Origin of the sequence: Arthrobacter sp. AFG20, assembly GCF_002892795.1 — a bacterium.
GTDB lineage: Bacteria > Actinomycetota > Actinomycetes > Actinomycetales > Micrococcaceae > Arthrobacter.
Genome location: NZ_PJMC01000021.1, coordinates 1 through 24,221 on the forward strand (window position 1 = coordinate 1; position 24,221 = coordinate 24,221).

At 62.1% G+C, this 24,221-nt stretch carries 17 protein-coding genes and 5 pseudogenes; 16 read left to right on the forward strand and 6 right to left on the reverse strand.

Annotated features, from left to right (window positions below; translation table 11 throughout):
• Positions 1 to 787: 787 nt before the first annotated feature.
• Positions 788 to 2,158 (reverse strand): MFS transporter, encoded by a 1,371-nt coding sequence (locus CXZ05_RS19540; protein ID WP_079598984.1) that lies wholly within the window; start codon positions 2,156 to 2,158, stop codon positions 788 to 790.
• Positions 2,159 to 2,302: 144 nt separating this feature from the next.
• On the opposite strand from CXZ05_RS19540, the gene CXZ05_RS19545 reads away from it, so the two are divergent.
• Complete coding sequence (locus CXZ05_RS19545) at positions 2,303 to 3,214, forward strand: NAD(P)-dependent oxidoreductase (RefSeq protein WP_079598985.1); 912 nt, start codon at positions 2,303 to 2,305, stop codon at positions 3,212 to 3,214.
• A 22-nt stretch (positions 3,215 to 3,236) separates the two neighbouring features.
• A pseudogene (locus CXZ05_RS19550) lies at positions 3,237 to 3,929 on the forward strand (PrpF domain-containing protein); the annotation flags it as partial.
• Positions 3,930 to 5,083: 1,154 nt separating this feature from the next.
• Here the strand turns inward: CXZ05_RS19550 and CXZ05_RS19555 are convergent.
• The 4 genes and pseudogenes from CXZ05_RS19555 to CXZ05_RS19570 form a co-directional block, all read right to left on the reverse strand.
• On the reverse strand, positions 5,084 to 5,770 hold the full coding sequence (locus tag CXZ05_RS19555; protein ID WP_079598987.1) for a nitroreductase: 687 nt from the start codon (positions 5,768 to 5,770) through the stop codon (positions 5,084 to 5,086).
• A gap of 71 nt (positions 5,771 to 5,841) precedes the next feature.
• A pseudogene (locus tag CXZ05_RS23750) lies at positions 5,842 to 5,919 on the reverse strand (MBL fold metallo-hydrolase); the annotation flags it as partial.
• A 256-nt stretch (positions 5,920 to 6,175) separates the two neighbouring features.
• A complete protein-coding gene (locus CXZ05_RS19565; protein ID WP_079598988.1) occupies positions 6,176 to 7,096 on the reverse strand; it encodes an SDR family oxidoreductase in 921 nt (306 codons plus the stop codon).
• Positions 7,097 to 7,350: 254 nt separating this feature from the next.
• On the reverse strand, positions 7,351 to 7,965 hold the full coding sequence (locus tag CXZ05_RS19570) for a TetR/AcrR family transcriptional regulator (protein WP_079598989.1): 615 nt from the start codon (positions 7,963 to 7,965) through the stop codon (positions 7,351 to 7,353).
• Between the two features lie 321 nt (positions 7,966 to 8,286).
• Between CXZ05_RS19570 and CXZ05_RS19575 the strand changes: the two genes are divergently transcribed.
• The 9 genes and pseudogenes from CXZ05_RS19575 to CXZ05_RS23545 all read left to right on the forward strand — a co-directional run bounded on the left by CXZ05_RS19575 (position 8,287) and on the right by CXZ05_RS23545 (position 13,969).
• Positions 8,287 to 8,688 (forward strand): Zn-ribbon domain-containing OB-fold protein, encoded by a 402-nt coding sequence (locus CXZ05_RS19575; RefSeq protein ID WP_079598990.1) that lies wholly within the window; start codon positions 8,287 to 8,289, stop codon positions 8,686 to 8,688.
• Between the two features lie 2 nt (positions 8,689 to 8,690).
• Positions 8,691 to 9,860: a thiolase gene (locus CXZ05_RS19580; protein ID WP_079598991.1), complete on the forward strand. Its 1,170-nt coding sequence runs from the start codon at positions 8,691 to 8,693 to the stop codon at positions 9,858 to 9,860.
• Between the two features lie 91 nt (positions 9,861 to 9,951).
• Positions 9,952 to 11,385 carry an MFS transporter gene (locus CXZ05_RS19585; protein WP_176156941.1) on the forward strand — a complete coding sequence of 478 codons (1,434 nt, stop codon included), beginning with the start codon at positions 9,952 to 9,954 and terminating at the stop codon, positions 11,383 to 11,385.
• Positions 11,386 to 11,542: 157 nt separating this feature from the next.
• Positions 11,543 to 12,400: a MaoC family dehydratase gene (locus CXZ05_RS19590; RefSeq protein ID WP_079598993.1), complete on the forward strand. Its 858-nt coding sequence runs from the start codon at positions 11,543 to 11,545 to the stop codon at positions 12,398 to 12,400.
• Positions 12,397 to 12,612: a CoA transferase gene (locus CXZ05_RS19595; protein ID WP_079598994.1), complete on the forward strand. Its 216-nt coding sequence runs from the start codon at positions 12,397 to 12,399 to the stop codon at positions 12,610 to 12,612. Before CXZ05_RS19590 ends, CXZ05_RS19595 begins: the two co-directional genes overlap by 4 nt.
• A gap of 428 nt (positions 12,613 to 13,040) precedes the next feature.
• The gene (locus CXZ05_RS23755) at positions 13,041 to 13,406 is read left to right on the forward strand and encodes a CoA transferase (RefSeq protein WP_374754679.1); all 366 of its coding nucleotides are present in this window, start codon (positions 13,041 to 13,043) and stop codon (positions 13,404 to 13,406) included.
• A pseudogene (locus tag CXZ05_RS23760) lies at positions 13,312 to 13,554 on the forward strand (hypothetical protein); the annotation flags it as partial. The gene CXZ05_RS23755 and the pseudogene CXZ05_RS23760, both read left to right, overlap by 95 nt.
• A pseudogene (locus tag CXZ05_RS23765) lies at positions 13,512 to 13,691 on the forward strand (CoA transferase); the annotation flags it as partial. The pseudogenes CXZ05_RS23760 and CXZ05_RS23765, both read left to right, overlap by 43 nt.
• A 35-nt stretch (positions 13,692 to 13,726) precedes the next feature.
• Positions 13,727 to 13,969, forward strand: coding sequence for a CoA transferase (locus CXZ05_RS23545; protein ID WP_258006653.1), 243 nt, complete (start codon positions 13,727 to 13,729; stop codon positions 13,967 to 13,969).
• Between the two features lie 1,254 nt (positions 13,970 to 15,223).
• Here the strand turns inward: CXZ05_RS23545 and CXZ05_RS19610 are convergent.
• Positions 15,224 to 16,810, reverse strand: a complete 1,587-nt coding sequence (locus CXZ05_RS19610) for an AMP-binding protein (RefSeq protein ID WP_079599013.1) — start codon at positions 16,808 to 16,810, stop codon at positions 15,224 to 15,226.
• A gap of 1,685 nt (positions 16,811 to 18,495) precedes the next feature.
• On the opposite strand from CXZ05_RS19610, the gene CXZ05_RS19625 reads away from it, so the two are divergent.
• The 5 genes and pseudogenes from CXZ05_RS19625 to CXZ05_RS19640 all read left to right on the forward strand — a co-directional run.
• A complete protein-coding gene (locus CXZ05_RS19625; protein ID WP_079598998.1) occupies positions 18,496 to 20,052 on the forward strand; it encodes a Re/Si-specific NAD(P)(+) transhydrogenase subunit alpha in 1,557 nt (518 codons plus the stop codon).
• Complete coding sequence (gene pntB / locus CXZ05_RS19630) at positions 20,049 to 21,527, forward strand: Re/Si-specific NAD(P)(+) transhydrogenase subunit beta (protein ID WP_254865658.1); 1,479 nt, start codon at positions 20,049 to 20,051, stop codon at positions 21,525 to 21,527. The genes CXZ05_RS19625 and pntB overlap by 4 nt, the downstream gene beginning before the upstream one ends.
• Positions 21,528 to 22,663: 1,136 nt before the next feature.
• The gene (locus CXZ05_RS23550) at positions 22,664 to 22,786 is read left to right on the forward strand and encodes a hypothetical protein (protein ID WP_258006652.1); all 123 of its coding nucleotides are present in this window, start codon (positions 22,664 to 22,666) and stop codon (positions 22,784 to 22,786) included.
• Positions 22,787 to 22,874: 88 nt separating this feature from the next.
• On the forward strand, positions 22,875 to 23,210 hold the full coding sequence (locus CXZ05_RS23770; RefSeq protein WP_368483734.1) for a hypothetical protein: 336 nt from the start codon (positions 22,875 to 22,877) through the stop codon (positions 23,208 to 23,210).
• Positions 23,211 to 23,613: 403 nt separating this feature from the next.
• Positions 23,614 to 23,900: pseudogene (locus tag CXZ05_RS19640) on the forward strand (helix-turn-helix domain-containing protein); the annotation flags it as partial.
• Positions 23,901 to 24,221: the final 321 nt, after the last annotated feature.

Here is a 24,221-nt window from a genome sequence, read left to right on the forward strand (position 1 = left end):
GCCGTCGATAATCATGGATGCGGAGTAGGCCACAATGCCTTCCTTCTGTGTAGTCTGTCGACAGACTTCAAGGCTAGACGCATCGACATCCATCGGTCAATGCCGCGTCTCGCCCACGGCGGGAGGTGGGCGATCAGGACGTCGGCGGCTGTCACCAGGGCGACCCCACGGCCAGCAGGCGCACGGCTTCGGGCCGGCTCAGCAGCCCCGGTGTCGTCTTGCTGCCCTTCAGTCGTCGTTCGGGCAGGGGAGCAAGGCGTGAGATGGAGACCACGAATGCGCCGAGAACGAGCAGCCGCTGCGACGAAGGGGGGAGTCTGGCAGCCCTTGCAGGGCAACTGCAAGGACCGGGGCTGCTGCCTCGCCCACCGCCATGTAGGCCGAGGGCAGGCCGAACGCGCTCTCGAAACGTCCCTTCTCGGTGGTCCTTGTGATCCAGGCCTGGGCACCGAAGTGCGTGGCGATCCCCCCGACGCCGAGGACGCACTGGGAACCAGCAGCGCCACGCCTTGCGCGCCGGCACCTATGACCGGCCCCTGCAATGAGGAGAGCGCCGCCGATGCGGGCAGCAGTCCCACGTACCGCAGCGATCCTGCCGGGGTGCCGAGCGGGAGCGCGGTGAAGATGGGGACCACGGCGAAGGATGCCGCGACCAGCCCCACCTCGACCGGGACCAACCCCAGTTCGAGGGCCCAGTAGGCGAGAGCGAGCCGCCCGGGGTTGATCGCTGCCTGCGTGAAGAGCGAGAGCAGAGCCGGGCGGTTCGCGAATGTCGCCGTCGAGCCGGTTACCCCGCGATCCCGCGCGCCGCCTTGTCGAGTCGGGCCGCGCGCTCCGAGACCCCCGGGCTGGGCTTGGTGAGGGCGTCGACGTCATCGGACCGGTTCTGCGGCAGGACCGCGGCGCCGACGATGCTAATGAGTGCTGTCAGCACGAGGTAGCCGGCGAAGAGCCACGGTGCGCCCGCCAGGACGGCGACCAGAGCGGTGCCGATTGCGGGCAGCGGCCCGCCGAACAGGGCTCCCGCGATCTGGTAGCCCATCGACAGACCCGTGTAGCGGACGGATGTGGGGAACAGCTCGGAGAAGAAGCTCGCTTGGGGACCGAACACCGCCGCATGCGCGATGCTAAGGACGAGGATGAGCGCCAGGACGAGCAGGCCGAACGATCCGGTGTTGACCAGCAGGAAGAACGGGAAAGCCAGGATCGCCAATCCGATGAGACCACCGATGTAGACGGGTTTGCGCCCGACTCGATCGGACAGCGCCGCGAACAGGGGGATGGTGAAGATCTCAAGGGCGGCCGCTATCGCGACGGCGGCGAGAGCCTGCTGGCTGGTGTAGGAGCCCGTTCCGGTCGCGTAGGCGATGATGAACGTCGCACTGAGGTAGAAGAACGAGTTCGGGGCGATGTGTGCGAGCATGAGCAGGACGATGCGCCCCTTGTAGTTCCTCAGCACCTCCACCGCGGGGATCCGCTTCGGGTCATCCTCGGATCCGGCGACCTGCTGGAACGTCCTGCTCTCCTCGATACGCAGGCGGACGAAGAGGCCCACGCCCACCAGCACGGCGCTCAGCAGGAACGGCACCCGCCATCCCCACTCCAGGAAGGCCGCCTGGGGCAGGCTCGCGACGACGAAGAATGCTCCAGTGCCCAGCACGAGTCCTGCGGGTATGCCCGCCTGGGGCATGCTCGCCCACAGTCCTCGGCGACCTTTCGGGGCGGTCTCCAATGCCATGACGACCGAGCCGCCGTACTCCCCTCCGACCGCGAGTCCCTGCGCGATCCTGGCCAGGAGAAGGAGGATCGAGGCGGCGACTCCGATCTGCCCGTAGGTAGGCAGGAGTCCGATGGCGAACGTGGCGATACCCATCACGAGCATCGTGATGACTAACATCCGCTTCCGACCGAGCCGGTCTCCGAAGTGGCCGGCGATCAGGCCCCCGATCGGCCGGGCGAGCCAGCCGATGGCGAACGTGACGAAGGCGAGGATCGTGCCCACGGCGGCGTCGAACTCAGGAAAAAACACCTTGTTGAGCACTAGGGCGGCCGCAGTGCCGTAGATGAAGAAGTCATACCACTCGACGGCGCTGCCGATGAACGTGGCAACGCTAACCCGACGGGCTTGAGCCTGTGGTGAAGAAACTGGTCCGGACATGTTCGCTCCTTTGCGATTTCGTGGCGGCTGTCGGTCACAACAGATAGATGACTTCAAGATCAACCTTAGGCCGCTGAGATCAAGATACTGTAGTCTGTCGACAGGCGGCAAGGGTAATCTAGTAGATGACTAGAAAGGATGGTTATGACAGACGAGCTAGAAGTGGGCTTCATCGGTCTCGGCGTGATGGGAGGTCCTCAGAGCGCGAACCTCATCACGAAGAGCGGCCGCACGGTGCGGGTACTCGATCTCGACGTCGAGGCGGTCGAACGAGCCGTTCAGCTCGGAGCGAGACGGGCAGACTCCGTCGCGGAGCTCGCTGCGTCGTGTGACGTCATCTTCCTCTCGCTGCCCAGCGGAGCTCATGTCGAGCGGGTCGTGCGCCAGGACGGTGGGATCCTCGAGCGGGGCCGAGAGGGCACCGTCGTCGTCGATCTCTCGACGTCGCCGGCGACTCTGGCCGGTGAGCTCGCCCCGGATCTCGCCGAACGCGGTCTCGACTTCATCGACGCGCCGGTCAGCAGGACCCGTGAAGCTGCGATCGCCGGGACGTTGAGCATCACGGCCGGGGGGCCGGTGACCTCGTTCCGGCGAGTCGAGCCGCTCCTGCGATGCATGGCCTCGGATATCATGCACTGCGGCGGTCACGGCGCCGGCGCACTGGTGAAGCTGGCGAACAACCTGGTCGTCTTCGAGACGGTCGTCGCGATCTCCGAGGCACTCGCTCTCATCCGCCGCAGCGGTCTGGCTGAGGTGGCGGTCGCATTCGAAGCGCTCGCGCAAGGATCGGCGGGGAGCTTCGCGCTCGAGCATCACGGTCGAGACGCTCTCCTGCCGGATGAGCACGAGGAAGGACGCTTCTCGGCGGCGTACATGCTCAAGGACGTAGGTTACAGCCTCGATCTCGCCGATCGCCTCGGCCTCGACCTCCCTTCGGCGAAGGTGGCCTACGAGCTGCTGGAACGCACGATCGACGCCGGAGCGGCAAATCGGTACCACACTGCGGTCAGTCACGTGATCGACCCCGCCCTCGGCGAGTGGGAGCGCGACGCATAAGTCGACGCGTCCCGTTCGCTCTCATCGGGGTGGGACGAGCAGAGGGGTGTTCCTGCACGCGAGAGACATCCCGGAGACCCGGGCCGCCCGCGACGCCGTCCTGCTGGCGCTGCTGGGCAGCCCCGATCCTCTGCAGTTCGACGGGCTCGGCGGCACCTACTCGAGCACCTCTAAGGCCGTCATCGTCGAGGAACGCGGCGGCACTGTCCACTACCGCTTCGCCCAGGTCGGCGTCGACGAAGCGATTGTCGATTACAGCGTCAACTGCGGCAACCTCAAGACCGCCGTTGCACCGTTCGCGGTCGACGAGCGTCTCGTCGCCCCGGGTGACGGCCTGCGACACGTCAGGCTGCACAACGCCAATACGGGCGTCGCCATCAAGGCCGAGCTTGAGATCCAGGACGGACGGGCGCGTGTCGTCGGCGACCACGCCATCCCCGGGGTCCCGGGTTCCGGTGTACCCATCCTGACCAGATACTGGATCCTGCCCCCAAGACGTGCCGGTAGAGGGTGTGGCAAACGGGGCCCACCACGGGAAAAGTCGCGATCACTTACCATTTGTCCGGTCGACCCCGGAAGTTACTGGGTAGCGCAACGGGATGCCAGCCAACGACCGTTCCCGTCCCCGATGGACGTCATCCCCGTTATGGCCGAACCGGCTGATTTTGCACCCCGCTTGCCGTTTAGGGCGACAAAAGGTGCTGCCAAGCGTTAGAGAATCTCTTCGTGGTTGCTGGAATTGAGTTCATGTCGTCGAAGACAAGTGGGTCCGTGGCCTGCTGGGATGAGTTTGTCTAGGATTCAACCCGGAATAGGACCACAAGCCTTTGAACGCGCTGCCGGCAGGTCGTCGTTTGAAACCAGGCAGCCGCCGGGCTGCTCGAACTGCGGAGTCATCTCCTCCGGCGGAAGGAACGCCGCTTCCGGGGACTCAAGAATATTCCTCTAGCCGGGCCCGTGCAGTTGCAGTGGTTCAAGTACCGCTTGTATAGGACCATCACCGATGGAAAGCTGGCCCGGTGAAGGAGCGGTACCGGGTCCATTAGCACCTGGTTCAGGCCGCCCTAGGAGACCGCTGAACAATTTGCGTGGGTAATGCCGGAGGTTCAAGGCGTGCCTGCTGGACTTGCCGGGCCGGTGGGTAAGGCTCTTATGCAAGGACGTGAGCGGGAACAGCGGACGCTGTCGGATGTCGAGGCGCTGGCCGGGGGAGCTGTTGGCTCCGGGCAGCGTTTTCGCGTTCCTGGCTGGACACGGGGGCAGGTTGTTCCCGGATTCGATGATGGAGGCATGTTCGGTTCGGGGCGGGCCCGCCTTGGGTGCCGGCGCCGGTGATCGGCTCGGTGCTGGTGCTGCAGGCCCTGAACGGGGTCTCGGACCGGGAGAGACGGCCGACGCGTAGACCTACGGCCTGCGGTGGAAGGCGGCCTGCGGGTAGGCACTGACAGACACGGCCTTCCACCCGATCACGCTGTGGCGAAATACGATGCCTAGTTCTGGCTCCGGGCGGCGCGCTGAACCTCAATCGCCTCGTCAGCCTCGGACTGACCGTCCGGAACGGCGCCTGGTAATCGCATTGCCCCGTGGGGGCGGCCGCGCCCTTCGGACACCGCCGGCAAGGGAGCCCGGCCTCTGCGGCCGTACTCGTAAGGGGCCGGCGGCCGGAAACCGTCCGTCCCGCCCAGCCCCGAAACGACGAAGCGGGCCCGCCGGACGCCCAGACATCCGGACCCGCCCCTCAAGCAGCCATTGGTTCAGCCCACACCTAGACATCCATGCCGATGAACTCGGCTTTCGGGTACCGAGCGTCCTCGCCTGGCAAGGACATGGAGTTTTGCGTCTCAGTGGCAGCAATGGGCACTGCTGATGTCAAACGCATGGGTCGTCATGGAACACAACACTGTGCTCATAAGGCACTTTGTCCAGGTCAAGGCTCTTCAAGGGTGATACTGGGTCTGCGGTGCCAAACGCAATGCCGAACAGGAGCTTAAGGTCACCAGGGACGCCGAGGGACTCGCGAACGGTGTCGGCATAGAAGCTGATGATTGCCTGCGGGATCCCGTGGAAGCCGCGGGCGGTCAGCGACAGGAGGAAATTCTGGGCATACATACCGACGTCCCCCGCGGCGCGCACTCCATCGCCGAGCATTGGCATGAAGAGGAGCGCGGCATGTGGAGCGCCAAAGAATCGCAGGTTCTCCCTGGTGATTTCGGCTCGGCCTTCGTGATCGGATCGGTCGATACCACGTACGCCGTGATGCACTGCGGCGTGCTGTTGGGCCCGTTGGCGGTGAACGCCCTCGCCGTAGTCGAGCATGAAGTCGAGGGACCGCCGGCCGTCCTTATTCGCTGCGAGTAGGTTGTCGCTAAGAGTATCGCGCGCCTTTCCCGACACTACATGCACGACCCACGGCTGGGTATTGCTGTTTGAGGGCGCTAATTGTGCATCCTGCAGAACACCCCTGATAGTCGCCGGGTCTAGCGGGGTGGGCAGAAAAGCCCGGGGAGAGCGGCGAGATCTCATGAGATCCGTGAGCGCTGATGGTTTGGTTGACATGAAGACCTCTCGTTGGAGCTCCCTGATCCATTCCAGCCAGGAACGGGCGGGTTTCGTTTTCCGATGGCGATTCATGCCCCGGATGCCCGGGCCAGATCAGCGGCGAGGCCAATGTGGTCCGGGTGGTGGTGGGTGAGCACAATTCCGGTAACGGAACGCTGCCTCGAACCCGGCTAGGTGCAGGACGTGCCGAAGGTGGCTGGGGGCCGGTCGCGCTGCGCCGCCCCGGATCGACGAGGTTGACGCCGCCGCTTCCGGTGATGAGGCAGGGAAGCGTGTAACGCATAGGGTTACCAGGGAACGGTACCGGAATTGAGCAGATGGGCTCCCGTACCTGTTCCCCACGCGGCAAACGGTCGGGTTTCCCTGCGTGCTGCTACAGCGTGCCCGTTACCGAAATCGGTGTCATTTTCCGGCTATTTGCGAGGCGAAGATGCTGCTCGGCAGCCCTTCCGCCAGCGGTCGGAAATTGGATTCGATGGCCTGTCCGAGGTCCTCAACGGACCAGGGCTTGTTGCCTTCAAAGGTGCTGATTTCCTCCGGGTTGGCGTAGAGGCCGACTTGGTAGCCCTGGGCCGAAACGACGCGTCCGGTCAACCACTGGGACTCGTCACTGGCCAGGTAGAGGGCCACGGTGGCGATGTTGTCGGGGGAACCTTCATTGGTTTCCTCCTGGATGGTGCCGATCTTCTTGTCGTCTGGAATAGTGGCGGTGAGCCGGGTGGCCGCTCCGGGGGCGATGGCGTTGGCGGTGACACCATAACGGGACAGCCCTTGGGCCAGGGAATAGGTAAGCCCGACGATACCCATTTTCGCGGCACCATAATTTGGCTGCCCGGGCGATCCCTGAAGTCCGGAAACGGAAGTGAAATTGATGATGCGGTAGTTGGCGTCCGGGTTCCGCTGTTCCCGGAAATAGGCCGACGCGGGCCGGATGGTGCTGTAATGGCCCTTGAGGTGGACACGGATAACTGCGTCCCAGTCGGCTTCGCTGAGGTTGAAGATCATCCTGTCCCTTAGGATTCCGGCGACGTTGACGACAATGTCGAGTTTTCCAAACCGTTGGATGGCTATTTTTACCAGGCGTTCGCCGGTCGTGACGTCGGCGATGTCCCCGCCGTCGGCGATGGCCTGTCCGCCGGCTGCGGTGATCTCCCGGACGATGTCCTGAGCTGGGCCTTCATCCCCGCCCTGGCCGTCCGTTCCGGTGCCGAGATCATTGATAACCAGGGAGGCGCCGTGCTTTGCGAATAGCCGGGAAATCGAGGCCCCGATGCCCCGTCCACCGCCGGTTATGATGGCGACTTTGCCTTCTAGTGTTTTCATAGCAATTCTCCTGTTTCTTATACCGCGGATAAGTACGCGGTTGGCGTGGACGGGCTGATGTCCGCTGTCAGGGCACAGGCGCTGTGAAAATGTCGCCGGCGGTTTCAGCGGTCAGTTGGCCCGCAGGCGTGCGGGTGAAGTCGTTGAGGAATTCGGTCTACTCGGGTCGCTTGCAGCGACACTAACAGACGAATATCGTCTGTTAAGCGAGCTTAAGGTGAGCAGGCCGCGCTGTCAAGGGAAATTTCTTGGATTCAGCTCTCCGCGGCCTTCAGTGCCAGTCGAACAACCCGGCGGGAAAATTCCCGGCGGTCATCCATCAGTCGGCTTGCCTTGTCACTAGGTGTCAGGAGAAAGCGGTTGATGATCGGGCCGCGGATGGCATCAAACAACAGCCCGGCCGATGTGCCGACGGGCAGCTGCCCGCGTGTCACGGCACGCGCAATGCATTCACGTGCATCCTGCATCCAGTCCGCCCTGATGGGATCCATGGCCGGATCCAAAATCTCGGGATAAATCTTTGCCTCGATCTGCAGGCGTAGTTCCGCGATGCCGCGAGCCGAATGCAGGTTGACGATGAGTCCCTCGGCCATCTGCTCAAGATCAGTCACCACATCGCCGGTATCTCTTATACCGGGCTGGTTCCGGTAAATCGTGCGCATCGCGCTGGTAAGCAGGTCCTGCTTGCTGGTCCAGCGGCGGTATAGGGCGGCCTTGCCAACCTGGGCGCGCGAGGCCACCGCGTCGATCGTGAATCCGCCCCAGCCAACTTCCGAATAGACCTCAATGGCAGCCCTGCTGACACGGTCCTCAATGCTCGGATCTGCGGGGCGCCCCCGCTGAGCCTCCGCCTGGGTCTTAGTTGCCACTGAAAACCTCTTTCGGTGAGGGCTTGACTTCCCCCACAGAGTCTCCCATAATTTTCGTAACTAATATACAGACGATTGTTGTCTGTATATCTATCGATCTTCCCGCCCCCTGTTGCATTGGCTAAGTCTCTGTCTTCCATCGGAGTACTTCGACTTTCGCCATCCGACGGCTCCGTGGCGACCCTTCTGAAAGGGACATCCCATGGCCGAAAGCCGCACCCTTCACACAGCGCCGCCCTGGAAGTGCACGCAGCATCCATCCCACACCAGCCATCGGCAGTTCCGCCGCAGGCCAGGACAGTGCTGATTAAGGAGAAAGCCATGACCTTCAATTTGCCAAAAGCGACACCGGAAACGGCGCACTTCTGGAACGAAGTCAAAAAGGGGCGTCTCACCCTCCCCTACTGCCTTGATACCGGGCAGTACTTCTTTTACCCACGCTCCTTCTCGCCCTTCACCGGCTCCCGGAACGTGGAGTGGCGGCAGACCAGCGGCAAAGCCACGCTGCACTCCTACGTCATCAACCACCGTCCGCTGCCGGGCCGGGACGTCATCTCGCCGGTAATCGCGCTGGTCAAGCTGGCCGAAGGCCCGGTGCTGATGTCCAACATCGTTGACATCGAACCGGATCCCGCACAGCTGAACCTCGACATGCCGCTGAATGTGAAGTTCGTGCAGATCGAGGGCGTAACCGTCCCGGTCTTTGCCCCGGAAGGAGCTTAATGATGTCCCACACCGCAACCTCCATGCACGGTGGAAACATCTCCGTTATTGGAGCCGCCGAAACCACCGAAATCGGCAGTCTGCCGCACATGTCCATGCTGGACCTGCACGCCGACGCCGCGCTGAACGCCTTGGCTGACGCGGGTCTCACCATCGCCGACATCGACGGGGTGGCCACTGCCGGGCCTATGGCCTTGGAAGTCAGCCATCATCTGGGCATCAACCCCCGTTGGGTAGACGGCACCATGGTCGGCGGCGGCAGCTTCATGCTGCTCGTCCGCCACGCAGCAGCGGCAATCGCCGCCGGGGCCGCCACCACTGTACTCATCACTCACGGCGAGTCCGGCCGCTCCCGGATCGGGATGAACGCCTGGGAACGTTCCCCGGAATCGTTCGTCGGACAATTCGAGCTCCCCTACGGGGCCGAATTTCCCTACACAACCTTCACCGTGCCGGCCCTGCGGTTCCTACATGAGCGCGGCATGTCCCCAGACGATTTGGCCACGGTGGTCCTGGCGCAGCGGGAATGGTCTGCCAAGAATCCCCGCGCCCTCAAGCGCGACATCATCACCCGGGACGAAGTTATGAACGCACCCATGGTCGCCTACCCCTTCACTAAGGAAATGTGCTGCGTCGTCACCGATGGTGGCGGCGCCCTCATCCTCACCTCGGCCGAACGTGCAGCAGACCTGCCCGTCGGCGACCGTGCCGTCTACCTGCTCGGTTCCGGCGAAGCCACCGAGGCTCCGTTGGTATCCCAAATGACGGAGACTGGTTCCTTCCATGCCTTCCGACGCTCCAGCGCCGAGGCATTCTCCACCGCTGGCTTGGACCATGCCGACATCGATCACCTGATGATCTATGACGCCTTCGCCCACCTGCCCCTGTACGGGCTGGAGGATCTGGGATTCGTTGCTCGCGGGGAATCCGCGGCGTTCATCGCTGAAGGTCATACGATTCCAGGAGGCAGACTGCCCATGAATACCAACGGTGGTGGTCTTGCCTATACTCACACCGGCATGTACGGCATGTTCGCCATCCAGGAGGCCATCCGACAGCTCCGTGGTGAAGCCGCTGCCCAGGTGCCGGACGTGCGGACCAGCTTCGTCCAGGGCGTCGGATTCTACTTTGCCTCCGGCGCAAGCCTCATTTTCTCGAACCAACGTCCTTGACAAGAATCCGTGGACTTCCCCGCGCCTAATGCGTCCGCTCCTTAACGGATTTGCACACATCGTCGATATTAAGACAACGGAGTCAAAAGAGATGAACCCAGAAACCCAGCGAGCGAATCACACCGCGTCGCAAGTAGTAAGCGCCCGCATGGACCGGCTGCCGAAGCTCACCCGCACCCATCGACGAAACATCTTCATCCTAATTGCGCTCTTCACCTTCGACTTGATCGATATAGGCACGCTTGCGCTTGTCGCGCCCGCGGTACGGGCCGAGTGGGGCATGTCCCTTGAGGCGGTAGGGGTCCTTACGTCCACCACATTCATCGGTATGACGATCGGTGCCATCGTCGCAGGCCGCGTGGCAGACCGCATAGGGCGCAAGCCCACGCTGATCACAGCTGTTGTCGTCTTCTCCACCGGTTCGCTACTCTCGGCCTTCGCCACCGGACCGGAATGGCTAGGCTGGGCCCGCGTTGTCACCGGCATCGGCATCGGAGCGACCAGCGGTATCATCCTCGTGCTGGTCTCGGAGATGTTCCCCAAGCCCCTGCGCGGGCGCATGATGGCGGTCATCTACGGAGTTTCCGCAATCAGCGTACCGCTCATGGCACTGTTGGCTCGCGTCGTTATCCCCGCCGGCCTTTGGCACGTCATCTTCCTAGTGGGGTCCGGCGGCTTCATCGTCGCGTTGCTTGCCATCAAACTGCTTCCCGAGTCGCCCCGCTGGATGGCGGCGCAAGGCCGATTGGAGCAGGCAGAGGCCGAGATGTCGCGATTTGAGGCGGAGTACGAGGAAGAGACCGGAAAGCAGCTCCCGCCGCCCATATACCAGGATCACCAGTCGTCTGCGACGGGATCCATTTTCGACATCTTCCGCAAGCGTGTCATTGGCCGGACCATCGTGGGCAGCAGCCTGTTCATCCTGGCGACGGTCCTCAACTATGGTCTAAATTCTTGGTTCCCGGTGATCCTGATCGAGCGCGGGTATCCAATAGCAGACGCATACAGCTTCCTCCTAGTGCTTTCGTGCGCGAACTTCCTCGGAGCCTTGCTTTCTTCTACGGTAATCGACCGCTTCGAACGCAAATGGCTCATCCTGGGGGCATCGATTATTCTCGGCCTGATTTACATGGTCATAGGTTTCGTCGATAACGTTCCCGTACTCCTCATCTTCGGATTCAGCGCAGGTTTCGTGCAAAACGCCATCACCACGACGGTGTTCACCTACATGCCAGAAATTTTCCCCGTGGAAATCCGTGGCCAGGGCAGCGGTTTCTCGAACGGCATCGGTCGACTCGGCGGTATCGCCAACTCCCTGCTCATCGGCGTGATCATTGCGACCTTCGCGACCGAAGGTGTCTTCGTCTACCTGACGGTTATCTGCGCCCTAATGGTTGTCGTGGCGCTGTTCGGTCCGGTGATGGGAATCCGCACCGCACACCTCACTCTCAAGCAAGATAAGCAAACTGCGGCCCAACAGGTGGTCGTTGCAGCACAGCAGCTCCCCGAGGCGGCAGACAGGTAGGAGTCCCGCCTGCCGCCGCCCGAAGAGGCGGCAACAGACGCCATACCCACCACACCCGGTAAACGCCCTGCTTGCACGAGACGCACCTAGACCGCGGAAGTATCCGGACTGCGGGCGGCTGTCACTTACATCTTCATCACGGAAGGAATCATTCATCATGACTATAGAAATGTCCGATCTGTCCTACTTGTCCTACGTCGGCAAAACGGGAGAAGCGACCACCCGATCCTGGAAGTCACAGGACTCGCTTCTCTACGCCGTCGCCGTCGGTGCGGGCGGCGGCGACCCTGCGAGGGAACTCGAGTTTACGACCGAGAACTCTCACGTTGCCCAGCGCGTCCTTCCGTCGTTTGTCTGCGTCGCGGCCACCGCTCCGTTGCCGGACGGCTTCTCAGTCGATATGACCAAGATGCTTCATGCCGAGATGAGCTTCGAGCTCTTCCGGGAGCTGGAGCCATCGGGATCGGTCGTGTCGGTCGCTAAAATCGACAGCGTCTACGACAAGGGCACGGGTGCGCTCGTTTCCTTTTCCACGGAAGTGCGTGATTCCTCCACGAACGAGCTTGTCGCCCGCCTCGGATCCGGAATGTTCCTTCGCGGCGAGGGCAACTTCGGCGGAGAGCGAGGGCCGAAAGACGACTGGCAACTGCCTGCCCGCACTCCTGACAACACCGTGGTATACAAGACACTCAGGGAACAGGCGCTGATCTACCGCCTCACTGGCGACCGAAACCCTCTGCACAGCGATCCCGCCTTCGCTAGGAGCGCAGGCTTCGATGCGCCGATCTTGCACGGAATGTGCACGTACGGGTTTACCGCCCGGGGACTGCTTCACGCCGTCGCTGGTGGTGATCCTGCACGCTTTGGATCGATGTACGGACGATTCAGCAAGAGCGTCACCCCGGGGGAGACCTTGACTATTCAGGTCTGGCTGACCGAGGGCGGTGCCCAGTTTCGCACTCTGGACAGTGACGGTGACGTGGTCATCGATCGCGGCAGGGTAATGCTGCGATGACTGCGTTCAAGGGTCTCCCCGTCCTCGATTACAGCACGGGGGTGGCTGGGCCGGTGGCGGGGATGTTCTTCGCAGACTGCGGGGCCGACGTCATCAAGGTGGACGCACCTTCGCTGGATTCCGCGCTTGATCGGCCTGGCTATGCTCGTGGAACCGCAACAAGCGAAGCGTTCTTCTGGATCCCGGGCAGCCGAAAGACCGGGGTTGAATAGCGGCAAGTGTGCGGGGAGCTGACGTCTGCTTCTTCGGTGATGGTGCCGCGCTGGCCGCCTGAGGCACCGAGGCCGAAGTCTCGGCGGAGCAGAATCACGAGTTGGCGGTTTTATCGCTTCCCGTCTATCTTCCTGACTATGGCCCCCTGGTTGGGAGGGGAATCGCACTGGTTGCTCCTGCGCCCACTGGGCAGGCGATGCGGCAGCCCTCTGTCACCGGCGGCTCGATCAAGTCGATCTGTCCGCACCTCCTCTATACACACGGCACTTGGGCGGCGGCCTCAGGCGTATCGGCTCTGGTGGAGCGCACGATTTCAGGCCGTGGCTAACAGGTTACGGTCTCGGGCAACCAGGTAGCCATGCAAGCAATGATCAACTCGCTGCACGTCGACCCGGAGCTTCCTGACCCGCCGACAACTGTCGGCCCGATGCGACGGCACCCCACCTATCGGCACTTCGAATGCGCTGATGGGCTATGGATCTCACTGGGAGCTCTCGGCCCAAAGTTCGAGACCAACCTTCTTCGGTCTCTCGGTCTCGACGAGATCCTAATCGACCCGCGTATCCAGGGCGTGACGGCCAAAGCGGCACTCCCGGAAAACCTGCCGTGGTGCAGTGAGCTAATCACGGGTGCATTTGCCAGCCGCAGTCGACCCGAGCTGCTTGATCTGATCACCGCCGTGGGCATTCCCTGCGGCCCCAGTGAACTCTCGGAAGGATTGGTTCAACAGGGAGCAGATTCGGGCAATAGGCATGGATACCGACCTTCAGCACCCTATCGGGGGACACGTTGAACTGCTTGGTATCCCGATCGTTCTGACCAGATCGTCCGGAAAAGTACGTACGCGCGCTCCGTCCCCGGGCGAGCAAACGGCATCGCACCCTGGGCGACCAATCCGATGTCAGACCCGCTGCCTCCTCGCTACGTTCCAGGGCCTTTGATTGGATTCCGCATCGTGAACATAGGCACGTTCGTCGCGTCTCCTTATGCGGGGATGCTGTTGAGCCAGCTTGGGGCGGATTTTCCAACCGCCGAGCCGCTCACCGGCGACCCATTCCGTGTCTCGGGCTATGCGTTCAATCGTGAGATGCGCAGCGTCGCATTGACCTCTCCCTGGAGGAAGGGCGAAGTGCATTCCACCGCATTGCCGCGACATGTGACATTGTCATCGAGGCGATGCGTCGGGGGGTGGCGGCGAAGCTCGGCGTCGTCTACGAGAAGCTACGGCAGCATAAGCCTGACATCATCACTCAAACGCTCACTGGCTATGGTGAGGGCGGGCCGCTGTCCGCTCGTCGTGGGGTGAACATGGTCAATCAGGCCGAGAGCGGCATGATCTGCCTGGGGCGCGGATGATGACCGATCGCAAACACCATTGCGATCAATGATGTCGCAACCGCAGCACTAAGCGCCCTCGACTGCGTGATCGCGTTGTATCACCGTCAAATGACGGGTGAGGGCCAGCGGACGTGGGATTCGCTTGCGGCGACCTCGGTCTTCCTCCAAATGGGAGACATGGTGCGGTTCGCCGACCGCATGCCGGCGCGGGTGGCACATGAAGACCCCGAGAGGTCTCGGACCGGTCCAGTCCTTCTATCACACCGCCGACGGCTGGATCTACCTGGATGCAGGGCGAATCATGGGGGAAACAACTGCGCGTTTTCGTCAGGTGGCGATCCTGCGGGCGTCCGAACGCCCAGAGGATTTGACCGGCAGGATACGAGCGATGACGTCCCCTGAAGCGATCGCCCAGCTCTCGATAGCAGGGATTCCAGCTACCACAGCGAGGAATGTCAGACGTTCTTCGCGACCAACGTCTTCTCGACGCAGAGATGTACCATGTCAGCATAAGTGACGACGGGCATAGCTTGATGCAGACGGGCCACTACGCCGGGTTCAGCAGAACTCAACGACCTGGTCCAATGATTCCTCCCGGTGCGGGGGAGCATTCACGCAAAGTCCTCAAAGAGGCAGGTCTGGCTGCCGAAGAGATCAATTCCCTGATTAGCTGCCAAGCCGTAATTAGTGGCGACAAAGTCGCGCATATCCTACCCATCTCATATCGATGAACCAAAGCAGGGGACGAGGCAGCCGGCTTCGTCCCCTGCTGATTCTTCTTCCCGCCCGACCGCAAAGGATCATCGGTCGGCCCCGACAAAGTGAAATACCTGCTCATCACCACCGAAACAATCGATTCGACACTCGCCTTCGAGTGGGGGATGCTAACCAGTATCGTGTCAACCACGGGCAGGTGCGACAGTCGACGCTACTTGCCCCCGGCGCCTCGAACCCGGCGTCCTCAAGGGCGATCAGGTTCCTCGCGGAGAGCATTTCGGCGTCGGTGATGACGACTATGTGGGCGGAGTAGCCTCGGGCTTTTTCCTCTAGAACAGGTGCACCTCCAGGAAACCCTCCCGGTCCACGAGGATCCCGACTTAGGTCTTCGGGTCGACGCGGTGTTCCTTGCTCATCCCGACCTTACGCAGCTCGTCCTCGTTCTCGAAGTGGAGCATAGTGTCGTCGTAGAACATGCTCATAGTATGCAGCTCATGGCCTCCGAGACCCATCATGCGGATGAGGCGGCTGGGCAACGCTGCACTCCTGCCCTGATTAAGGGCGCCTTAAGTGAGCGCTGGTAGCCAATTGAGGCTCATAGGTTTGCCTGAGTGAAGCCCGCGAAGCCTTGCCCGCGGCATTGCGTGGGAAGTCGGCTACAAAAATGTATTGCTTAGGCCGCTTATACGAGGCAAGAGATTTCTTTGAGAATTCGATCAACTCTTGTCTCAGCTCAGAACTAGGTTCTGGCCCATCCGTAAGTTTGATGACCGCGACCACTCGTTGGCCCCACTCGTCGTCGGGCGCTCCGAAGACTCCGATATCGTCAACGCGGGGGTGAGACATGAACGCCGCCTCGACTTCGGCTGGATAGACGTTTACGCCACCCGAGATAATAAGGTCGCTTCGCCGATCTTGCACGTATAGATAGCCATCGGAATCTAGATGGCCGAAATCGCCGACCGTGACGTATTCGCCGTGCCTACTCGTCGCCGTTTTGCCGGGATCACCCAGGTATTCAAACGGAAGCGTTGACTTGACGTAGATCAGCCCATCGACACCAGGCTCCACCTCAGCTTGGTTGTCGTCGAGGATTACGACCGTGTTGGCTGCAGGCTTTCCTACCGTTCCCGGCTTTTGAAGCCATTCAGCCGAGGAAACTCTAGCCTGCACCATGCCCTCGGTGGAGCCGAAGTACTCCCAGATGACAGGGCCCCACCATTCGATCATTCGGCGCTTTAGACTTGGTGGACACGGGGCTCCAGCATGATTTACAACTTGTAGGCTGGAGTGATCATAGCGATCCCTCACCTCCTTGGAGAGCGCAAGTAGACGGTGAAAATGGGTCGGCACCATGTGTGTATCGGTAACGTGATATTTCTCTATGTCTCGTAGGACCAACTCGGCATTGAATTCCTCGTGCAGGACGAGAGTGTGACCGAGGTGCAGTGAACCGGTGGCGACGCCACCCGGACCCGAATGGTACAAGGGCGAGCAGACGAGATGAGCCCCGGTTTCCGACAGCGTTCCTCGCACGATCACCATATCGGTGAAATTCCGTGCCATTGCCGAAGGCGACGCATCGAACATTTGGCGCTTGACGCCCTTCGGCTTACCGGTGGTACCAGACGTGTAGTAAAGGTAGTTTCCTGCACGAGCATCTTCAGGAGGGCTGTCCGGATATCCATCGCCGAGATCTTGATACTGGTGCCAACCGGGGATCGCCGCTCCGATCGAGTAGCGATCAAGCGGCAACGTTTCCAGAACTGACAGCCTCCGTGCATCTTCTGGGCTCGCGATCAATACTTTGGCGTCGCTGTCGCGGAGTATGTACTCGAGCTCGTGTGGCTGAAGGTGCCAATTGATGGGCAGGAAGTACAGACCGATCTGTTGAGCCGCTAAAGAGACTTCCCAGAATTCACGCCCATTCCTCACGACGGCCGACACCACGTCGCCCGGTCTTAAGGCGAGGTCTCTAAGATGGTGGCTAATCATATTGGAGCGGTCGATCAGCTCCCCGTAGGAAACCGCCACGTCTTTCGTAATGAGTGCAATTCGGTTGGGGTCCTTCCGAGCCCACTCGTACGCCCCGCGGGCGCCCTCATTTACTTGCGCGGAGTGCACCAAGTTCTTCATTGTCATTCTTTTGCCTCCGTTCTCCATTGAATTTCCAGCAGGCCTTATCAAACATCTCGTCCATCATATCGCATGCGGCTGTCGATAGGCGACTGTCGTCAGCCGACGGCGCTCAATGGGCCGCGGTGTCCTGCGTCCGGGAGGCGGTGCAAAACAGTGGGGTCTTGGTGAGCATGTCGTCCAGGCGGCGGCGGGTGGTGCGGTGTTTGCGAGCGTTGACCAGGGTCATGAACTGCCCGCAGGCAGTTCCAGCCCGGCGAACGAGTCATATTCCGGCAGCAGGTTTCGGGTCTTAGGGCTCGAGGTCGGCTTTGGCGGCTTTCACCTGGTCCTCCACCCCGCCTTTCGAGGCCCGGATCGGGCAGTCAGCAAGTTTAGAACCTCGACGGAATAGTGCTTCGCGTAGGCGGCGTGGATCTCGGAGCAGGCCACCCTGGAGTGGTCACAGATCGCGGAGTCCAGGTAGGCGTAGGCGGCCCCGCACCCGTTCTTGTTGCCCTTCACCCAGCCCAGGTGCGGGGTCCGCCGCCCTCTGGGATCCGGCCGACTTGCTTCACGTGCACGTGCATCAGATCGGCGGGCCACTCGAGTTCGTAGCGCAGCGGTTTGGCCTTTCGCACCCCATCCAGGTGTTCAGGTCGATATGCCAAAGCAGAGGCACCCGGTAGCGGTTGAGGACCTTCGACGCCGTCGCCTGCGGCAACCCCGGATGTTAATGGATCCGGGCGGACCCGCCGCCTGCTCACCCGCAGCGCGACGTTGTGACGCTCCGTCCGCTGTGATGTCCGGTTCGGTAAGTGATGGGGCCGGGGCGAGCGCTCTCCAGCTCGGCCTCGCCCTCCGCCCGAAAGCGGGCCACTCATTTGGACAGGTGCCGGGGGAGACCTGCAGGCGCTGGAACCAAATGGACGCGCAAGCTCTTCGCGCGACTGGAGTAAATAGGAGTTGTTGACAGCCTTATCCATCGCGTCATCTAGATGCTTGTCCAAAGAGTAGTAGTGCGTCTGGCATGGTCTTTGGCCTGAACAAGCTGCACAGCAGAAGAAAAGCCGGCTGGAAAAAATAAGTGCATCAACGCGTGCGCCGCTAGGGAGGCAGCTTTGCGCTCAAGAGCTTCCCCAAGTTCAAAAGAGCTCGTCGGCTTAATCAAGCGATATCTCCGTTGCGACCACACCTCGCCCCCGGTAACGCGTCGCTCGGACAGCTCGACCTCAGCCAGCACCGTTCCGGGCGGCAGGCGCCACTCGAGAGTGTCGTCAAGCAGGGATACATACGCCCGTTCACGGCACGCATTCGGTCCCTTCCATAAAATGAAAGGTTCATCAGGCCTCAATGTATACAAACACCGCCTCAAAAGAAATATTTCGGCCTATGGGTCGGTTCTTAGTCCATTTGTGTATACACTTTAACGCAGGACGTGTCACCAAGACGGGCTTACCGGTAAATTTGCGGGCCCAGAGAACCGTGTTTTTAGCAGCCAGTGAGGTTATTGGCCCGCTCGGGGACCACCCTCTGGGCTTGGAGTGCTGCGGCTGCTAAAACTGCTGCCCCAGCCGGCGTTGGTCTAGGCCGCCGAAACAGTGACTCAAGCGCCAATGGTTCCCTGTCTTGTTTCTTGAAGAAGATTTTGGGTTTCCCCACATCACGCCTCGGCTGCTGTGCGAGCAAGCTGTTGGAGAAAGAGAGTAAACGTGACGCGTATTGGCATTGTGGCCGAGTTGGGCCGCGAAACACGGGTGGCGGCGACGCCTGTCACCGTGAAGCAGTTGTTGGGGTTGGGCTACGAGATTGTGGTCGAGAAGGGCGCAGGCGAGGGGGCCTCCTTCCGTGATGAGGCTTACGCCGAAGCGGGGGCCCTGGTTGTGGGCGCTGATGAGGCTTGGGGCAGCGAGGTGGTGTTGCGGATCAATCCGCCCACTGAGGATGAGATCGCCCGTCTCACCGAGGGTGCCACGCTGATCGGGTCGTTGAGCCCGGGATTGCGGCCTGAGTTGGTGGAAGCGTTGGCGGCGCGTCCGATCACGGCGCTGGCGTTGGATGCGGTGCCGCGGATCTCGCGGGCCCAGTCGATGGATGTGCTTAGTTCGATGGCGAACATTGCCGGGTACCGTGCCGTGATCGAGGCCGCGCACGAGTTCGGCCGGTTTTTCACGGGACAGGTCACCGCGGCGGGCAAGGTCCCGCCGGCGAAGGTCCTGGTCGCGGGCGCGGGCGTCGCCGGATTGGCGGCGATCGGCGCTGCGAGCAGCCTGGGCGCTATTGTCCGGGCGACGGACCCGCGGCCGGAGGTCGCCGACCAGGTGAAATCCATTGGCGGTACCTACCTCAAGGTCGAAGTCGCCGAAGAGATGAAGTCCACGGACGGATACGCGAAGGCCACGTCCGAGGCTTACAACGCCAGGGCCGCGGAAATCTACTCCGAGCAGGCAGCGGATGTGGACATCATCATCACCACCGCCCTGATCCCGGGACGCCCGGCGCCGAAGCTGCTCACCGCCGAGGACGTGGCAAGCATGAAGGCCGGCAGCGTGATCGTGGACATGGCAGCGGGCCAGGGCGGAAACGTCGAAGGCTCCGTCGCCGGGGAACGCATTGTCACTGATAACGGGGTGGTGATCCTGGGCTACACGGATCTGCCGGCACGGCTCCCGGCCCAGGCCTCCCAGCTGTACGGGACGAACATGGTCAACCTCCTCAAGCTCCTCACCCCGGACAAGGACGGTCAGCTTCGGATCGATTTCGACGACGTTGTCCAGCGGTCAGTGACGGTGGTGCGCGAGGGCGAGAAGACCTGGCCCCCGCCCCCGGTCCAGGTCTCCGCCGCACCAGCAGTGACGACCGACGCCGGAACGGCCGCCGAAAACCCTGCACCGAAGACGAAACAGGGCGTCAGCACGGCCGGCAAGGCAGGGCTCTTCGCGGCGGGTATCGCGGTGCTGTTCGGGATCAACGCGGTCGCCCCGGCGCCGTTGCCGCAGCACTTCACGGTGCTGATGCTCTCGATCGTGGTCGGCTTCTATGTGATCGGGAAAGTCCACCACGCCCTGCACACGCCGCTGATGTCCGTGACGAACGCGATCTCCGGAATCATCGTCGTCGGTGCGCTGCTGCAGGTCACCTCCGAGAACATCGTGATGCAGGTCCTCGCCGCCGTCGCGGTCCTGCTGGCCAGCATCAACATTTTCGGCGGCTTCGCTGTCACCCGGCGGATGCTCGCCATGTTCTCCGCCGGGAAGGCCCGTTCATGAGCGCCGTCACCGCAACAGCAGCAGCAACACTTACGAGGAGCTTTACCGTGACTGATACCGTCTCCGGTCCGTTGACCGCCGACTCCATCGCGGGGGCGGCTTACATCGTCGCGGCCCTGCTGTTCATTCTCAGCCTTGCCGGGCTGAGCAAGCACGAGAAAGCACGCGCCGGGGTCGTCTACGGCATCACCGGCATGGTCATCGCCCTCGCCGCCACCATCTGGCTGACCCTGCAGGACGCCTGGGGCACCGGCCACGCCCTCACCGGCCTGGGCCTGCTGGTCGCCGCGGTCGCCGTCGGCGGGGCCATCGGGCTCTGGCGCGCCCGGGTGGTCGAAATGACCGGCATGCCCGAACTCATCGCCCTGCTGCACAGCTTCGTGGGCCTCGCCGCGGTCCTGGTGGGCTGGAACGGACACCTCGAAGCCCCCGCCTTGTCTTCGGACCTGACGGCGATCCACCACGCCGAGGTCTTCATCGGGGTGTTCATCGGCGCCGTGACGTTCACCGGCTCGATCGTGGCGTTCCTGAAACTCTCCGCCCGGATGAAATCCTCACCCCTGATGCTGCCGGGCAAAAACGCCATCAACCTCGGCGCCCTCGCCGCGTTCATCGCCCTGACCGTCTGGTACGTCAACGACTCCCAGCTCTGGCTGCTCATCGTCGTCACCGTCCTTGCCCTGGGGCTGGGCTGGCACCTGGTCGCCTCCATCGGCGGCGGCGACATGCCCGTCGTCGTCTCCATGCTCAACAGCTACTCCGGCTGGGCCGCCGCCGCGGCCGGCTTCCTACTCAACAACGACCTGCTCATCATCACCGGAGCCCTGGTCGGCTCCTCGGGCGCCTACCTGTCCTACATCATGTGCAAAGCAATGAACCGGTCCTTCATCTCCGTGATCGCCGGCGGGTTCGGCATCGCCGCCCCCGCCAGCAAAGGAGACACGGACCAGGGCGAGCACCGCGAAATCACCGCCGAAGCCACAGCGGAAATGCTCACCAACGCCTCGTCCGTGGTCATTACCCCCGGCTACGGCATGGCCGTCGCCCAGGCCCAGTACCCCGTGGCCGAACTCGCCCACCAGCTCCGTGAAAAGGGCGTGAACGTCAGGTTCGGCATCCACCCCGTCGCCGGCCGCCTCCCAGGGCACATGAACGTCCTCCTCGCCGAAGCCAAAGTCCCATACGACATCGTCCTGGAAATGGACGAAATCAACGACGACCTCGGAGACACCTCCGTCGTCCTCGTGATCGGGGCGAACGACACAGTCAACCCCGCAGCAGCCGAAGACCCCGGCAGCCCGATCGCCGGCATGCCCGTCCTTAAAGTCTGGGAAGCAGAGAACGTCATCGTGTTCAAACGCTCCATGGCTACAGGGTACGCCGGTGTACAGAACCCTCTGTTCTTCCGGGACAACTCCCAAATGCTCTTCGGCGACGCCAAACAACGCGTCGAAGACATCCTCAAAGCCTTCTAAGGGACCACACCTCTAAATGCCCCCGTCATAATCTGCAGCACTTTCCGGCCCAGGCCGGCGGGGTTCATGCATGCACTGACCGCTTAAGAAGACGAAACGGGTGGAAACCATCCCGCTACACCGGGTCCCCTCCCAGGGCCACAAAGTCCTGATCCGGCGTGCCATTCAGGCCTCCAGAAGAACCACGAGCACTGCAGCTCCCTGGAGCGCCGGTATGGCGAACTGTTGGAGTGGTATCTCAGCCAGCGGTCAGTTTCCCCGAGAGTGAATCGCAGTGAATGAGTCCGAACAGCCAAGAAAGCAACCGGGGCAGCGTTAGCTGTGACCTATTCCCCGGCATCCATAAAGCCGCGGTGGGGCGCCGATGGTCACCCGGATCATCAACTATCGCAACGAGTCAAGGCGCCTCACCGCTTTATCGTGACAGGGCATGGCACGGCTACTAACTGAGCGGGCGGAAGCCCCGGTAACTAAAGAACCGTCATGCCGTCACTTGTGTTCATATTTTTCGTACTTTTCCAGAAAAGGAATCTCACGAAGCCTAATAGCAGAACACCCTGTGTCTTTGTGCGCCCGGGGGCGGCATCGTTGCCCTCTGCAGCGGCCGACAACGCAAAGCGTGAATCCATAAGGCCGCACCGTGAGGACATTAAATTCCGGCGCTGAAGGCGGCAGCGTGAGCACGTCATATTCGTCTCGAAGACGTCCAATCCCGGGAGTAGGTGCGTTCGCGTTGATCACTCTGATTGACCGCGACCGCAGGCCGGTGACCTTCAGCCACGAGTCATTGAACGAACTCGGCACCCTCCTTCGAAATGTCCGCTACCGCGCGACGGCGGGAGAATTCGTCGGGGTGGTATTACCGGCCAGGGCAGGAGATGTGTCGCCGGCGCGGATCTGACCGCCACGCGCGACCTCAGGAGGCAGGCTCGGCACAGGAGATTGCCGTCCTTGGCCACGAGGTCTTTGGTGCCTTGGCCGCGATGGCCGTACGGACCTTCATGTTAGTAACGGCGCAGCAATTGGAGGCGGCCTTGAAATCGCCCTTGCCGCCGAATACCGCACTGTCTCGTCCGCGGCGAACGGTATCGCTTTGCCCGAGGCGTACCTGGGCCTGGTCCCCGGGTGGGGCCGGGGTGTCCTGGCTCCCGCAGCTGATTGGCCCCCGCAACTCCATCAAGGTCATGATCGAAAACGAACTGGCCAACAACAGGACCCTCAACATTCCGGTCGCCCACGACATGGGGATCGCGTGCTGATTGCCGAGAATCCTGATGCGACGGCACTTGGTGTCGCATCTGTCGACCCCTGGTTGCCGCCGCTGACCATTTACAGCCCGACGCGGTCCTGCTCTCTCACTCGCTCGACGGCCGCGACCTTGCAGGCCCTATGTCCGCCCGGTTACATCCTGCAATCTCCGCTGACGCGATCGGGGTATCGCGTGAGGAGCTCGGAGTGGTTGCAACCCACTCCGTCTATGGTGGCACGCACAACGTGACTTCCGGTTGTGCAGGCGGGTTCGAACCGTTCGGCATTCGAACTCCAGAACTTCAGGGTCACCAACCAGATGCCGCCCCTCGCCGACGACCATTGCCAGGCCAGCCGGCACCGTCAGGGCATGCGGTCACCACGGCCAGGTCCGTTGGCAAAGCATGCCCGGCTGGGTGGGCGCTGCCGCGGTAAGGCTGATCCGCATGCTCCTGGCCGCCGTCCGGCCGGCGGTCACAAACATACGCAGCAGCTCGGCCGGGGCGTCGAGTTCCTGCTCGGCGGCCTCAAGGGCCTGGCAGGCCCGCCCGTGGGGGGGGCAGCGGAGGTCTCGGCACCTCAGGCATGCCCACCGGGACAGGACACTGCTCAGGGCGAAATGGAGATGGCCTGCTGCGATCCAGTCTTTACGGGCACCGAAGCGTCCAAAATCCGAGATGGAGACGCTACCAGGCGGAGATTGATTGTGCGAGGCATCTCGGGGGAAAGTCCACTGGGCCAGAACTACCGAATGTTGTAGCGATACATGTCGGCGGTCTCCAGCAGTGCTGAGAACCGTTCGCGGCCCATTTATAAGAATAGATCGACGGTCACACCCGGTTTGGTCTTCAATGGGGAGGATTCCCCTTTGGTGAACCTGATGCTTTCGGTCAGGGGACCTTCGCTGAGTTCGAACGGACCCCGATCGGGGAACGCCAGCGCGAAGGTGTTACCCTGGCCAAGGCCCGCGGCGCCTACTGCGGACGCCGGAGGGCGCTCTCGCCCGAGAACGCCGCCGAGCTGCGGCGCCGGCCCGGGGTGGGGGAGCAGAAGAAGACCGGCCTGGCCCGGGTATTCGGTATCAGCCGTGGAACCTTGTACCAGTACCTCAGAACAGAGAGCTGAAGGCAGGAGCGAGCGCTGCAACCGGCTTTGGACCAAATACGCCGGGCGCAGAGGACTTAGTTGTGACTATTCGTTAAGAATACCGGTTGTTTCACAGCCCGGTTGGCGGTTTAGCTGATTCTGGTGACCAGGGCGAAGCGTGCGACCCCAAGACGTCGGATGGGGGAGTTATGCCAAGATCCTCCGCTGCCTGAGGGAGATGTGCCTGATGACAGCCACTGTGTGGACCGCACGCATGGCCAAGACCGCAAAGGCCGCATTTTTGAATGCGGTGGACTCACCCGCTCGTCGCCGCTATCCCGCGAGGAGGTATTGGATCAT

Bases quoted from the DNA above. Each gene is read 5' to 3' on its own strand.
- CXZ05_RS19575 (WP_079598990.1), top strand. From the start codon at position 8,287: ATGACCTTCAATTTGCCAAAAGCGACACCGGAAACGGCGCACTTCTGG.
- CXZ05_RS19585 (WP_176156941.1), top strand. From the start codon at position 9,952: ATGAACCCAGAAACCCAGCGAGCGAATCACACCGCGTCGCAAGTAGTA.
- CXZ05_RS19590 (WP_079598993.1), top strand. From the start codon at position 11,543: ATGACTATAGAAATGTCCGATCTGTCCTACTTGTCCTACGTCGGCAAA.
- CXZ05_RS19595 (WP_079598994.1), top strand. From the start codon at position 12,397: ATGACTGCGTTCAAGGGTCTCCCCGTCCTCGATTACAGCACGGGGGTG.
- CXZ05_RS19545 (WP_079598985.1), top strand. From the start codon at position 2,303: ATGACAGACGAGCTAGAAGTGGGCTTCATCGGTCTCGGCGTGATGGGA.
- CXZ05_RS19580 (WP_079598991.1), top strand. From the start codon at position 8,691: ATGTCCCACACCGCAACCTCCATGCACGGTGGAAACATCTCCGTTATT.
- CXZ05_RS19610 (WP_079599013.1), bottom strand. From the start codon at position 16,810: ATGACAATGAAGAACTTGGTGCACTCCGCGCAAGTAAATGAGGGCGCC.
- CXZ05_RS19565 (WP_079598988.1), bottom strand. From the start codon at position 7,096: ATGAAAACACTAGAAGGCAAAGTCGCCATCATAACCGGCGGTGGACGG.
- CXZ05_RS19555 (WP_079598987.1), bottom strand. From the start codon at position 5,770: ATGTCAACCAAACCATCAGCGCTCACGGATCTCATGAGATCTCGCCGC.
- CXZ05_RS19540 (WP_079598984.1), bottom strand. From the start codon at position 2,158: ATGTCCGGACCAGTTTCTTCACCACAGGCTCAAGCCCGTCGGGTTAGC.
- pntB (WP_254865658.1), top strand. From the start codon at position 20,049: ATGAGCGCCGTCACCGCAACAGCAGCAGCAACACTTACGAGGAGCTTT.
- CXZ05_RS23755 (WP_374754679.1), top strand. From the start codon at position 13,041: ATGCGACGGCACCCCACCTATCGGCACTTCGAATGCGCTGATGGGCTA.